The following is a 13,110-nucleotide window of genomic DNA, read 5'->3' as shown; positions in this document are numbered from 1 at the left end:
TAATGTTAGATAAAACAAGTTTGCCAAGTATAGAATGGTGGGCAAAACAAAGAATTAAATACAATAAAGGATTAATGATTTCCGGTATTCTTTCATTTATTTGTTATGCAATTTTAGGAGAGTTCTTAATCTTACCTTATAACAAGGAATATGAAATAACACTTTTTACAATTTTATTTCAAGCGATTGGCTTTTTAATGATGATTGGAATTGCTAATACTTTTTATAATCTTGGACATTGGTCAGACAAAAACTTTAATAAAAATAATAGTGAAAAATTCAGAAAACGTTTATTTAATTGTGGTTTTTGGTTTTCGTGTGGACTTCCTTTTTTAATTCCAATAATGACAGTCGTAGTCTATTTTGTTGAATATAAAAAATAGAAAATTAATCAAGCTATTTTTAGTCAATTTCTATAAGTTATCCCAATCTCCTAGCCCTGATTGAAACGGCATCCTTTTTCTTTTTCCTTTAAAAAGAAAAAGATAGAGTGTAAAGCAGGAAAAAGCTCCTAATGCTGATGATGAAATGCTTTTCTGTTGAATACAATTAAAATACCAACGCCTGTAGAAATCGCCATATCGGCAATGTTGAAAATCGCATTGAAGAATTTAAAGTGTTGTCCACCCCAAATTGGGAACCATTCTGGCCAGTTTCCTTCGAATAATGGGAAGTACAACATATCAACCACTTTTCCGTGAAACCAAGTTCCATAAGGTTTGTCCGTGAATAAAGTAGCCAAATGACCATAGCTGTCATCGAAAATTACCCCATAAAAAACAGAGTCGATAATGTTGCCAAAAGCACCTGCAAGAATCAGAGAAATTGCTATAATCAAATAATTTGAACTGTGTTTTCTTTCGACAGAATCCCAAAGCCAATAGCCTATTCCCGTAACGGCAACGAGACGAAAAATAGTAAGAAACAATTTTCCGTAAATCCCCGGAATCACTGTTCCCCAAGCCATTCCTTCGTTTTCTATCAATATGATTTTGAACCAACCGGTGACGTCGATTTGTCCGCTTTCGCCGTAAATAAAATTAGTTTTGATGTATATTTTAGAAAGTTGATCAACTAGTAAGATGATAAAAACTATCAGATACGCTTTTCGTAATGTCATTTTGTAAATTTTAATGCTGCAAAAGTAATGCTATTTTCTAAAAAAAACGCTCCAAACGGAGCGTTAATTGCTTTATGATTTATGAATTATCGTTGCAGGTTTTTTGCTTCGATGCTCATTGTGGCGTGAGGAACTATCAATAATCTTTCTTTGCTGATTAGTTTACCTGTTACTTTACAAGTCCCGTAAGTTTTGTTTTCTACACGGAAAAGGGCATTTTTCAAGTCACGAATAAACTTCTCCTGACGGATTGCCAACTGTGAATTAGCTTCCTTGGACATGGTTTCACTTCCTTCTTCAAATGCTTTGAAAGTAGGCGAAGTGTCATCAGTTCCATTATTTAAATCGTTCATATAAGCACTCTTTATCAAATCCAGGTCTGCTTGCGCTTTTTGTATTTTTTTAAGTATTAATTCCTTGAACTCGGCTAAGTCAGCGTCTGAGTATCTTGCAATTTCATCTGTCATTTTCTGGTTATTTTGTAATTGATATTTTGGTTTTTATCTCGTCGAATTCTATTTCAATTCCGTCAATTATGAAATCTTCAAATAGTAATGTTTCAGTTAATGTTTCTGATTTAATATATGCTTCATTTGCCTTCACAGCTTTTTCCAACTCGGAATTCTTTTTCAAATGTACTTTAATTTTATCTGTAACTTCAAATCCCGAATCTTTTCTTATGTTCTGAATTCTGTTTACCAATTCTCTGGCAATTCCTTCTTCTTTTAATTCCTCAGAAATCGTAATATCCAGCGCAACCGTTATTCCGTTCGAGTTGGCAACCAGCCAGCCCTCAATATCCTGGGAAGAAATCTCTACATCTTCCAATGATAAAGTTATGCTATTTCCCGAAATAACAATATCTATACTTCCTGCCTTGTCTAACAGACTGATTTGTTCTTGAGATAAACTCTGTATCTCTTTGGAAATCAATCCAATATCTTTTCCAAAGCGGGGTCCAAGTGCTTTAAAATTAGGTTTAATTTGTTTCACCAAAATCCCCGAAGCATCATCCAAAAGCACGATTTCTTTGACGTTTACTTCAGCTTTTATGAGGTCAGTAACAGCTTCAATTTCAGCTCTAAAACCCTTGTCAAGTACCGGAATCATTATCTTTTGCAATGGCTGACGCACCTTTATCATTTCCTTTTTTCGAAGAGATAAAACGAGTGATGAAATGGTCTGTGCTTTCTGCATTTTGCTCTCCAACAATTTATCAACAAAGTTTCCAACATATTTTGGAAATTCTGCCAAATGTACAGAGTCAAATTTTTCCGATAGTGTTGCCAATGTTAAATCTCTGTAAAGCTTGTCCATAAAGAATGGAGCGATTGGCGCACCCAGTTTGCTTATAGTCAATAAACACGTATATAAGGTTTGATAAGCCGCAATTTTGTCTTGTGCATATTCGCCTTTCCAGAAACGACGACGACACAAACGAACGTACCAATTACTCAAGTTTTCCCCCACAAATTCTGAAATGGCACGAGCAGCTTTCGTCGGTTCATAATCTGCATACGCCTCATCAACCACTTTTACCAAGGTATTCAATTCGGAAATAATCCACTGATCGATTTCCGGTCTTTCGTTTAACGGAATTTCTGCTTCGGCATACGTGAATTTATCGATGTTGGCATACAGCGCAAAGAAAGAATAAGTGTTGTACAATGTTCCAAAGAATTTACGACGAACCTCCGCAATTCCTTCCAAATCAAACTTCAAGTTGTCCCAAGGATTCGCATTGGAAATCATGTACCAACGCGTGGCATCAGGACCATATTCATTTAATGTTTCGAATGGATCAGCGGCATTTCCTAGACGTTTAGACATTTTTTGTCCGTTTTTGTCCAAAACCAAACCATTTGAAACTACATTTTTATAAGCTACTTTGTCAAAAACCAAAGTCGAAATTGCGTGTAAAGTGTAAAACCAACCACGGGTTTGATCGACACCTTCGGCAATGAAATCAGCAGGGAAATCTTTATTTTCGTCAATTTTATCTTTGTTTTCAAAGGGATAATGCCATTGCGCATAAGGCATTGAACCGGAATCAAACCAAACGTCAATCAAATCGGATTCCCGTTTCATTGGTTTTCCGGAAGCAGAAACCAAGGTAATTTCGTCGACCACATTTTTATGCAAATCAACCAAATCATAATTTGCTTCGTCCATATTTCCAATTTCGAAACCTTTGAAAGGGTTTTCTTTTTGGAAACCTGCGGCGATAGACTTTTCGATTTCGTTGTATAATTCTTCAACAGAACCAACCAAAATCTCCTCTGTTCCTTCTTCGTTTCGCCAAATCGGCAACGGAATTCCCCAAAAACGAGAACGCGATAAATTCCAGTCGTTGGCGTTTTTCAACCAATTCCCAAAACGGCCTTCTCCGGTTGATTTTGGTTTCCAGTTGATAGTTTCGTTCAAATCGAACATTCTGTCTCGAACTTTGGTAATTTCTATAAACCAGGAATCCAGCGGATAATATAAAATAGGCGTGTCCGTTCTCCAGCAATGTGGATAACTGTGCACGTATTTCTCGACTTTGAAAGCTTTATTTTCTTCTTTTAACTGGATGGCAATTTCCACATCCATTGAGCGTTCTGGCGCATCACCTTCGGTGTAATATTCATTTTTAACATACTTTCCAGAATAAGTTCCTAAACCATCGATGAATTTACCTTGCAAATTGACTAATGGAACTGGATTACCATTTTCGTCCAAAACCAGCATTGGCGGAACTTCTGGAACAGCTTCCTTGGCTACTTTCGCATCATCAGCACCAAAAGTTGGTGCGGTATGTACAATTCCTGTTCCGTCTTCCGTAGTTACAAAATCTCCTGAAATTACTCGGAAAGCATTTTCTGGGTTTTGGTATGGCAAAGTAAATGGCAATAATTGTTCGTAACGAATTCCAACTAAATCAGCACCTTTACATTCGGCAATAATTTGGTATGGAATTTTTCCTGCCTTGCCGGCAGGCAGGTTGTCACCTTCTTTGAAATTTTCAAAATCCGAAGCTTCTGTACTTGCAAAAAATCCTTTTCCAAATTGTTTCGCAACCAGATTTTTGGCCAAAATTACTTTTGTTGGTCGAAAAGTATATTGATTGAAAGTTTCTACTAAAACATAATCAATTTTTGACCCAACGGTCAAAGCTGTATTACTTGGTAAAGTCCAAGGGGTTGTCGTCCAAGCCAAGATATGAATATCTCCAAAACCTTGAAGAACGCTTGGCAAAGTTTCATTTTTTGCTTTGAATTGCGCCACAACAGTTGTATCCGTAACATCACGGTAACTCCCCGGTTGGTTGACTTCGTGTGAAGATAATCCTGTTCCCGCTTTTGGCGAATACGGCTGGATGGTGTAGCCTTTGTACATCAAATCCTTGTTGTAGATTTGTTTCAAAATCCACCAAACGGTTTCCATGTACTTGGATTTATAGGTGATGTACGGATCTTCCATATCTACCCAATAGCCCATTTTTTCGGTCAAATCGTTCCACACATCGGTGTAACGCATCACGGTTTTTTTGCAAGCTTCGTTGTATTCTTCTACGGAAATTGTTTTTCCAATATCCTCTTTGGTAATGCCTAATGCCGCTTCGGTTCCTAATTCCACAGGCAAACCGTGAGTATCCCAACCTGCTTTACGCTTTACTTGGAACCCTTTTTGGGTTTTATAACGGCAAAATATATCTTTAATCGCACGTGCCATCACGTGGTGAATTCCCGGCAGTCCATTTGCCGAAGGCGGGCCTTCAAAAAACACGAATGGTGGGTTGCCTTCGCGAGTGGTTACACTCTTCTCGAATATGTTTTCTTTTTTCCAAAAATCAAGTACTTCTGATGCGACTGTAGGCAAGTTAAGTCCTTTGTATTCAGTAAATTTTATGCTCATTTTATCCTTTTCTTAAATCGTGGTGCGAAAGTAATAAATAGTTATGAATTATGAGTGATGAGTGATGAGTTTTTGTTTGCCAGAATGGCACAAGGATGCAAAGTTTCTTAAAAAGAAAAACACTTTTCTAATTTAGAATAAAAATTGCATTAAATCTTTGTTACTTAGTGCCTTCGTGGCTGAATTTTTTAAGAAAAAACGGCTGCTAAAACCTCCAAGGATTTTGGTTTTCTGAAACCGTCGAGATGAAAAGTATAGTAATCAATCAGGATTTTTAAAACGATTTGCCTTTCGATCACGTGGAAGGTTTTCTGATTGTTGTCGAATTTTAGCGGAATGAGTTTTTTGAACAAATTCGTTTCGTTTTCGGTGAGTGAACCGATGCTGTGAAAAGGAGTAAAAACACCTTCGTTAGCATCGAAAAAAGGAAATTCCATTTCGGAAATATCGGGGTAAAAACCGAGATATTTTGTTATTTCGAGCATTAGAATCAAATGGAAATTAGCCGTTTCGTCGTGATTGTCGAGCCAAAACAGCGCCGTTTCCAAAAAAGCAAAAAGGTGTTCATTTTTTTCTTCTTCGTGAATGGAATGGTGCAAGATTTCAGAAATAAACATGACAATCGTGCTCTTGAAAATGTCCGAATGTAGGGTTTGAAATGGGGTCGCAATTTTGATTTCCTTGAAATTTTCTAATGTCCCTTTGTTTTTGTGAACGGCCTCGATTTCAAGAATGGTCAGCGGCTGGAAATAAGCTATTTTTTGGTTTGATTTTCGGGAGGAAAAAGCATCGCGAACAAAATAGGTTTTTAAACCATTAGATTGCGTAAAGCATTTTACAATCAAGCTTTTATCTTGGTATTTGAGGGAAGATATGACGATGGCTTTGGTTTTAATTTGCATTTTTTAGTTTAAAGTTTAAAGCTTAAAGTTGTAGGTTGTAATAACAAACCATCAACTCAAAACAACAACCAATTTTTACCTAACAATCATTACTTTTTTAACTTTAGTTTCTATGCCGTCTTGGGCAGCAACAAAAATCAGATAAACTCCGGAAGCTACTTTATATTTTCCAAAAGCAGTGGTATCCCATTCTATAGTTCCACCTTCGGAAGTTGTTTCGTAGACAAGATTACCTTCAATATCGGTAATTTTAACATTGGCTTTATCTAATAATCCTGCTATTTTTACGGTTCCTTCATATTCAGGGCGCACTGGATTTGGATACACATATACATTATTCAGATCTTCATTAGCTATGGTTGCGGTTCCTTTGAAGGAAACTAATCCTTTATCTGTGGCTATAAAAACTTCACCTGTCGTACTGTTTATGTCAATGTCATTTATTGCATTGCTGGGCAGTGGAGAATTATTTATAGTAAAATGATACTTGGTTTCCTGCCCGTTTGGCGAAACTAAAAACACTCCGGAATCTAATGTTCCAATCCATTTATTATTGGCTCCATCAACAACAATATCAGTAATAAATTGACCATACATCAATTCTTGGGCTAAATTATTATCTATAATAATGATGGGTTTTGTAGTCATTTGCTCATCGGTTTGAAAACTACCTACATTGGACAATATTCTCAACCCTTTTGTGGTTCCTATCCAAAGTTGGTTTCTATTATCAACCGCAATTGCTCTGACATCTGTAGTTGGTAAATTTCCTTTATCTGAGCCGAATGATATTTTTTTAAATTTATTAATAGATTCATTATAACTTATCAAACCATCCGTATTAGTACACCACCATTTGGTGCTGTTTTTATCTATTATCATTCTACCCATACTGGCATCAATGCTTTTATCCAAAATTCCATCCAATGAAAAACTTTGCCATTGTCCATCCGTTTTAAAGACCTTTAATCCCTTTTGAATAAGACTGTTATTCAGCCAAAGATTTCCGGATTTATCGAATGCAGCACCGTTTATTCTAACATCAATATAGCTAGGTCCCAGAAAAGTTATAGATTCTAATCCGCTATTCGTTTGATTGTATAGCGTTTTGGGCTCATCATTTAAAATTTTTAGCAAACCCGAAAAATAAGAACTGGCATAAACTTCGTTTTCATTATTTGGATTCACCGTAACTCTGGATATCGATTTGGCTCCAAAAACTTTTTCATAAGGAATATTCAACCATCCTGTTGCGCTATATTTACTAATACCATAACTATCTAAAGGATATGGATTATAACTGCCCGAATAGTCCCCATAAACTGCCCAAAGCACATCAGTTGTGGCTTGAAGCGCAAATACATTATTTCTGGAAGGGCCAATGGGAGTGCTGTTTTCAAAAGCTGAAGTAACAGAAATAGTGGTATTTACCAATCCTGTTTCTTTCGTGCCAATATATATTACATCTCCAATACTCGTCGCACAAGTGAAAGTTGAAATACTTCCCAATATTTGATTGCTGTTTATTTGACGAACAAGTGCCAATTGTTTATTATAAATATATACACTGCTTGCTGTAGTGACTATCAAATAATTATTACTCTCTCTCATATCAACAGCAGCTTGCGAAAGTTGTAAATATCCTATGAAAGAATTTGAGCCTAAATCGTATTTATGAATATATCCTGAGGCATTTATTGCAATTAATTCGGTATCGAAAGTTTCTATACATGACCAACTTCCTGAGGCAATTTTTATCCACTGGTTAAAATCAATTAAATTTTTATTGGCAATGTCTGCTCTTCTGATACCATCATTTGTAGATGCATAAATATAGCCATTAAAGATCGTGGTTTGCGTAACGATTGTTTCAGCTCCGTTATTACCAATAAAATAAGTATCGCCAAAGAGCATTGTGGCTAAATTGAATTGAACGATTCCAAAATCACAGGAAACATAAACAATCCCTTTATATTCCATAAAATGATTGATTTTTTTTATGTCCGAAGGAAGTTGCTTATTGATAATATCTACAATATTCAGCATACTGCCATCGGCTTCGTTGATTACAACCATCAACCCGTTTTCATAGCCTACAAGAGTTTTATTGGATGTAACGCTGTAATATAATGCCGATATTGTTTGACCTGAAAGCCCATCAATTGTGTTGGTGGTTTTAAGTTGGTTTGTGCTTGTGTTTTTTGAAAACAATGCGTTTTCAGAAGCTGCAAAAATGGTTGTGGGTGATTGAGAAACATCCCTAATATCATTATAGGAAAAATAGCCTTGCCACAACAAATTGTTTTGGGAAAATCCCGTTTGCATAAAAATCAGAAGCAAAATATATAAAACCCTTTTTTTCATTATTTGTATAAATATTGGTTCACAAATATAGTACAAACGAAAGTAATGAAATTTTGTTACACACAAAAAAAATGCCTTCAATCTAATCCTGATAACTCAGGTTCGAAAGAAGGCATTTTGGTATTTATTAAAAAGGATTTAAACCACTCCTTGAGCTAGCATTGCGTCAGCCACTTTTACAAATCCGGCGATGTTTGCCCCTTTTACGTAATCAACAAATCCAGTTTCGTCAGTTCCGTATTTTTTGCATTGGTTATGAATTCCAACCATAATATCTTTTAATCTATGATCCACTTCTTCGCTTGACCAGTTTAAACGAATTGAGTTTTGTGTCATTTCTAATCCAGAAGCCGCAACACCGCCTGCGTTAGCCGCTTTTCCTGGTGCATATAGAACTTTTTTGCTCAATATATATTTAATGGCATCTAAAGTACAAGGCATATTAGCTGCCTCGGTAATACAAATAGTCCCATTTTCAATTAATTTTTTAGCATCGGCTTCATGCAATTCATTTTGTGTAGCACAAGGAATAGCAATATCAGCTTTTACTTCCCAAACACTTTTCCCTTTGTGAAAAACAGCATTTGGATATTTCTCAACATACATTTCGGCTCTATTGTCTCCACTAGCTCTCATTTCAAGCATATAATCAACTTTTTCGCCAGAAATTCCGTCAGCATCATAAATATATCCGTCTGGTCCTGAAATAGTCAAAATCTTTCCTCCTAATTCATTTATCTTTAACGCTACACCCCAAGCTACATTTCCAAATCCAGAAATAGCAACAGTTTTTCCTTTGATTTCCTGTCCTATTGTCCTAAGCATTTGTTCTGTGAAATAAACCACTCCATATCCAGTTGCTTCAGGTCTTATTAATGAACCACCATAAGCAATTCCTTTTCCTGTTAAAACTCCTGTGAATTCATTTCTAATTCTTTTGTATTGACCAAATAGGTATCCTATTTCTCTTGAACCAACACCAATATCACCAGCAGGAACATCAATTTCCGGCCCTATGTGTCGACATAATTCTGTCATAAAAGATTGGCAAAAACGCATTACTTCTGCATCTGATTTACCCTGAGGATCAAAATCAGAACCTCCTTTTCCACCTCCCATAGGAAGTGTAGTTAAACTATTTTTGAATACCTGCTCAAAAGCTAGGAATTTAAGTACTGATAAGTTAACCGAATTATGAAATCTAATTCCTCCTTTATAAGGTCCAATTGCTGAATTCATCTGAATTCTAAACCCTCTATTGACTCTGATTTCCCCTTTATCATCAACCCAAGTTACACGAAAGGTTATCGTTCTTTCAGGTTCTGTAATTCTAAGAAGCAAATGCTTGCCGTCATACTTTCTTTCCGCGGCAATAAAAGGAATAACCGTTTCAGCAAATTCTCTAACAGCTTGAATAAATTCAGGCTCATTTGGATTTTTGGCCTCAACTTGAGCCATAAAATTATTTATTTTTTCTTCCATTTTGAAATATATTATTCAATCTAGGTTAATATTAATCGCTTGCTTAACCAAAAAATAATTTTAAGAAAACGATTTCGCAATTGTGTGCAAATATACATTATATAAGAATATTTATATCTAAAATTGGGTTTTCTTCACATATTTTTATTCTTTTTGTAAATGTTGAAATGATTTTATTTAAAATTAAAACTATTAATGGGAAAACATAAAAAACCTTATATATTGTTTATATAATATTCAGAATGTTTGACGTTATTATATATTTGTTTAGATAATATTCGGAATGATTGATGTTTTTATATATTTGTAAAAAAAGTAATCTATTATAATGGTTCCAAAATCTATTACATTTTTCTGCCTTTTCTTTTTTGGGATTTCGAATGTAGCTATTGCTCAATTTGGATTTTCACACGAAATTGGCGCCATTGCCGGCCCTGTAGCTTTCCAGTCCGATTATGGTGAGCGACACGACTTGTCTACAAACGCAGGTAATACAGGATATGGAATTGGGATTATTCACTATTTAAATTTTTCTTATAAAGCCGAATGTAATTGTTATACCCCTGATACTTATTTTAATGATCACTTCAAATTAAGAAGCGAATTGTCATATAATAAAACGAAGTTAGATCATTTTGGCCGATGGATAGAAGGTAAAAATTCCCTAGGCAAAGAACAATTAAAAGCAATGCACGGAAGTACCTCAGTTACCAATATAGGAATGCAACTTGAATTTTTTCCTTGGAGTATTCGCGACTTTACTGAAACAATAGAAAGTTGGGCTCCATTTATAAGTCTTGGAGGACAATTTAGTTTTTACAATGCAAAAGCTTCGTCTACAATAGGGCCTTTGGGAACACCACTAACAACTTTTCCTAAATATTTAACGCCGACAGATGATCGCCCTTATGGATTTTCCACCGAAAGTGGGGCAGTTTGGTCAATAGTTTCAAGTGTTGGAACTCGTTATAAATTGGCTCCATTATCGGATTTAATGGTGGATTTAAGATTACAGTATTATTTTTCTGATTGGGTTGATGGCCTAAAACCAAATCCCGCCCTTTATAAAGAAAATAAGTCAAACGACTGGCTAGTTTGGTTCAATGTAGGCTATATTTATTACCTGCAATAGTAGAAATACAACTAAAAAACAAAAGCCCGATTTGATAAAATCGGGCTTTTGTTTTTATTCCAATGCTTGTTTTAAATCCTCGATCAAATCCTCGATGTCTTCAATACCTACGCTCAATCGAACTAAATCATCCGTGATTCCCACTTCTTTTCGTTTGTCTTCCGGAATCGATGCGTGCGTCATTAAGGCTGGATGGTTTGCCAAAGATTCAACTCCACCAAGAGATTCTGCCAAAGTAAAAACTTTTAGTTTCTCCAAAAACCGAATAGAATCTTCTTTTTTACCCGAAACAAAAGTAAAGGAAACCATTCCGCCAAAACCGCTCATTTGTTTTTTGGCAATTTCGTGATACGGATGGCTTGGCAATCCAGGATAATAGACCGTTTTTATTTTTGGATGTTGACTTAAAAATCCCACCACTTTTTCTCCATTTTCGCAATGTCTTTGCACTCTAAGATGCAATGTTTTTATTCCTCTTAAAACTAAAAAACTGTCCATTGGTCCTAACGTGGCTCCAGTGGCAAATTGTTGAAAATGCAACTGTTCGCCTAAGGCTTCATCTTTTACAATCAACGCTCCGGCAATTACATCAGAATGTCCTCCAAGATATTTCGTTGCTGAATGCATCACAATATCTGCACCCAAATCCAAGGGCTTTTGTAAATAAGGTGTTGCAAAAGTATTGTCAACAGCAAAAAGAATATTTCTTTGTTTGGTAATTTTGGCAATTTCCTGAATATCGGCCAATTTCATCAACGGGTTTGTTGGAGTTTCTACCCAAACTAATTTGGTGTTTTCGTTGATTAAAGAATGGAATTTTTCCAAATCATTCATATCAACAAAATGGAATTTTATTCCGGAATCTTTATAAATGCGCGTAAACATTCTATACGTTCCTCCATATAAATCGTCCATCGCAATGATTTCATCTCCTGATTTGAAACAGCGCAAAATACAATCCGTGGCCGCTAATCCTGACGAAAAAGCTAAGGCACGAGTTCCGTTTTCGATACTTGCAAATGCGTTTTCCAATGCTGTTCGTGTAGGATTTGAAGCTCTGCTGTATTCGTAATCGGGATTTATTGGTTTTCCGGGACTTGTTTGTGCAAAAGTTGACGTTTGATAAACCGGAGGCATTACTGCTCCAGTGCTTGGATCGTGATGTTGCCCGCCGTGTATGGTTTTAGTGTTGAAATTCATTTGGAATATTTTTTTGTAAAGATAATTTTTTAAAGCTTCCAGACTTTGGAAGGCTGGTAGCTTTATCGGATATTATAAAAATTTTCTAAGACACAACATAATACCTATATGAAGCCCTTCGTGAAAATTGTTGAAAATCATTGCATCCTCAGCATTTTTTAAAACAAAACCAGTTGAAGTTGGGTATTCCTGATAGTTTTTGAAAACTTTATTGTCGAAATCTTCCTTGGTTTGATCGATAGTCTTGAATAATAAAGACTTGATTTCGTCAACTTCGGCTTGTGTGGCATTGTGTTCCGGTTTTGTCCCTTTCATATATTTTTGTATCAATTCGTCAGAAACCATCATAGGCAAACCGGATAATTTATAAACTAACAATTGTTGTGTCACAACGATATGCGCAATATTCCAAATAAGATTATTGCTGTAACCTTCAGGAATTTTGTTGAGTTGTTCTAAAGTGTGATTCCCCAGAAACTGGAAAACTATTTTTCTGCTTGTGTTGGTAATATCAAATGTCTGTTGCATTTTTTTAAATTTTTGATAAAAATAATCATTTTCCATAGCAAATGGATTTTCTTTGCACAAAGAAATTTCAGTTTATGAACAAAATATATTATCTCGCTTCCTGCGATACGTGTCGAAAAATTATAAAATCGTTGCCAAAAGATCATAATTTGGTTTTTCACGACATCAAACAAGACCCAATTACCGTTGAAGAATTAGAAGAAATGCGAGAACTTTCAGGAAGTTACGAAGCACTTTTCAGTAAAAAAGCACAACTTTACAAATCGATGGATTTAAAAAATAAATCCTTGACCGAAGCGGATTTCAAGAACTACATTCTGGAACATTACACCTTCCTGAGTCGGCCGGTTTTTATTATTGACGGCAAAATTTACATTGGCAACAGCCAGCAAAATATGCTTCAGGTGATGAAAGTTTTATAAGTTTTGGTCGATAATAACTGAATGCTGCGACTGAATACTGAACTCTTTTTAATTATCTTTGAA

Annotated in this window: 11 protein-coding genes; 3 read left to right on the top strand and 8 right to left on the bottom strand. The window is 35.6% G+C overall.

Annotation, left to right across the window (positions count from 1 at the left end; translation table 11 throughout):
• Window positions 1–2: 2 nt before the first annotated feature.
• Window positions 3–383, top strand: a complete 381-nt coding sequence (locus IR213_RS02040; protein WP_194310651.1) for a hypothetical protein — start codon at window positions 3–5, stop codon at window positions 381–383.
• A 128-nt stretch (window positions 384–511) separates the two neighbouring features.
• Here the strand turns inward: IR213_RS02040 and IR213_RS02035 are convergent, their stop codons facing one another.
• The 6 genes from IR213_RS02035 to gdhA form a co-directional block, all read right to left on the bottom strand.
• Window positions 512–1,120, bottom strand: a complete 609-nt coding sequence (locus IR213_RS02035; RefSeq protein WP_194310650.1) for a lipoprotein signal peptidase — start codon at window positions 1,118–1,120, stop codon at window positions 512–514.
• 86 nt (window positions 1,121–1,206) lie between these two features.
• Complete coding sequence (locus tag IR213_RS02030) at window positions 1,207–1,587, bottom strand: TraR/DksA family transcriptional regulator (RefSeq protein WP_194310649.1); 381 nt, start codon at window positions 1,585–1,587, stop codon at window positions 1,207–1,209.
• 7 nt (window positions 1,588–1,594) lie between these two features.
• Entirely contained in the window at window positions 1,595–5,017 is a 3,423-nt protein-coding gene (ileS, locus tag IR213_RS02025; RefSeq protein ID WP_194310648.1) for an isoleucine--tRNA ligase, read from the bottom strand.
• A gap of 188 nt (window positions 5,018–5,205) precedes the next feature.
• Complete coding sequence (gene recO / locus IR213_RS02020) at window positions 5,206–5,919, bottom strand: DNA repair protein RecO (protein ID WP_194310647.1); 714 nt, start codon at window positions 5,917–5,919, stop codon at window positions 5,206–5,208.
• Window positions 5,920–5,994: 75 nt separating this feature from the next.
• On the bottom strand, window positions 5,995–8,283 hold the full coding sequence (gene porZ, locus IR213_RS02015) for a type IX secretion system anionic LPS delivery protein PorZ (protein WP_194310646.1): 2,289 nt from the start codon (window positions 8,281–8,283) through the stop codon (window positions 5,995–5,997).
• 138 nt (window positions 8,284–8,421) lie between these two features.
• Window positions 8,422–9,765, bottom strand: a complete 1,344-nt coding sequence (gene gdhA / locus IR213_RS02010; protein WP_194310645.1) for an NADP-specific glutamate dehydrogenase — start codon at window positions 9,763–9,765, stop codon at window positions 8,422–8,424.
• A 328-nt stretch (window positions 9,766–10,093) separates the two neighbouring features.
• On the opposite strand from gdhA, the gene IR213_RS02005 reads away from it, so the two are divergent.
• Window positions 10,094–10,897 carry a THC0290_0291 family protein gene (locus IR213_RS02005; protein ID WP_194310644.1) on the top strand — a complete coding sequence of 268 codons (804 nt, stop codon included), beginning with the start codon at window positions 10,094–10,096 and terminating at the stop codon, window positions 10,895–10,897.
• Window positions 10,898–10,951: 54 nt separating this feature from the next.
• On the opposite strand, the gene IR213_RS02000 is transcribed toward IR213_RS02005, so the two are convergent.
• The gene (locus tag IR213_RS02000; protein WP_194310643.1) at window positions 10,952–12,097 is read right to left on the bottom strand and encodes a cystathionine gamma-synthase; all 1,146 of its coding nucleotides are present in this window, start codon (window positions 12,095–12,097) and stop codon (window positions 10,952–10,954) included.
• Between the two features lie 72 nt (window positions 12,098–12,169).
• Window positions 12,170–12,625 carry a DinB family protein gene (locus tag IR213_RS01995; protein WP_194310642.1) on the bottom strand — a complete coding sequence of 152 codons (456 nt, stop codon included), beginning with the start codon at window positions 12,623–12,625 and terminating at the stop codon, window positions 12,170–12,172.
• A gap of 74 nt (window positions 12,626–12,699) precedes the next feature.
• On the opposite strand from IR213_RS01995, the gene IR213_RS01990 reads away from it, so the two are divergent.
• Window positions 12,700–13,047, top strand: coding sequence for an arsenate reductase family protein (locus IR213_RS01990; RefSeq protein ID WP_194310641.1), 348 nt, complete (start codon window positions 12,700–12,702; stop codon window positions 13,045–13,047).
• Window positions 13,048–13,110: the final 63 nt, after the last annotated feature.

It is taken from the genome of Flavobacterium soyangense (assembly GCF_015277675.1).
GTDB lineage: Bacteria > Bacteroidota > Bacteroidia > Flavobacteriales > Flavobacteriaceae > Flavobacterium > Flavobacterium soyangense.
Note: the sequence above shows the minus strand (reverse complement) of the source record. Positions and strands in the feature narration are given on the sequence as shown.

Coding starts and splice junctions, on each gene's coding strand:
- IR213_RS02040 (WP_194310651.1), top strand. CDS start 3: ATGTTAGATAAAACAAGTTTGCCAAGTATAGAATGGTGGGCAAAACAA.
- IR213_RS02035 (WP_194310650.1), bottom strand. CDS start 1,120: ATGACATTACGAAAAGCGTATCTGATAGTTTTTATCATCTTACTAGTT.
- IR213_RS02030 (WP_194310649.1), bottom strand. CDS start 1,587: ATGACAGATGAAATTGCAAGATACTCAGACGCTGACTTAGCCGAGTTC.
- ileS (WP_194310648.1), bottom strand. CDS start 5,017: ATGAGCATAAAATTTACTGAATACAAAGGACTTAACTTGCCTACAGTC.
- recO (WP_194310647.1), bottom strand. CDS start 5,919: ATGCAAATTAAAACCAAAGCCATCGTCATATCTTCCCTCAAATACCAA.
- porZ (WP_194310646.1), bottom strand. CDS start 8,283: ATGAAAAAAAGGGTTTTATATATTTTGCTTCTGATTTTTATGCAAACG.
- gdhA (WP_194310645.1), bottom strand. CDS start 9,765: ATGGAAGAAAAAATAAATAATTTTATGGCTCAAGTTGAGGCCAAAAAT.
- IR213_RS02005 (WP_194310644.1), top strand. CDS start 10,094: ATGGTTCCAAAATCTATTACATTTTTCTGCCTTTTCTTTTTTGGGATT.
- IR213_RS02000 (WP_194310643.1), bottom strand. CDS start 12,097: ATGAATTTCAACACTAAAACCATACACGGCGGGCAACATCACGATCCA.
- IR213_RS01995 (WP_194310642.1), bottom strand. CDS start 12,625: ATGCAACAGACATTTGATATTACCAACACAAGCAGAAAAATAGTTTTC.
- IR213_RS01990 (WP_194310641.1), top strand. CDS start 12,700: ATGAACAAAATATATTATCTCGCTTCCTGCGATACGTGTCGAAAAATT.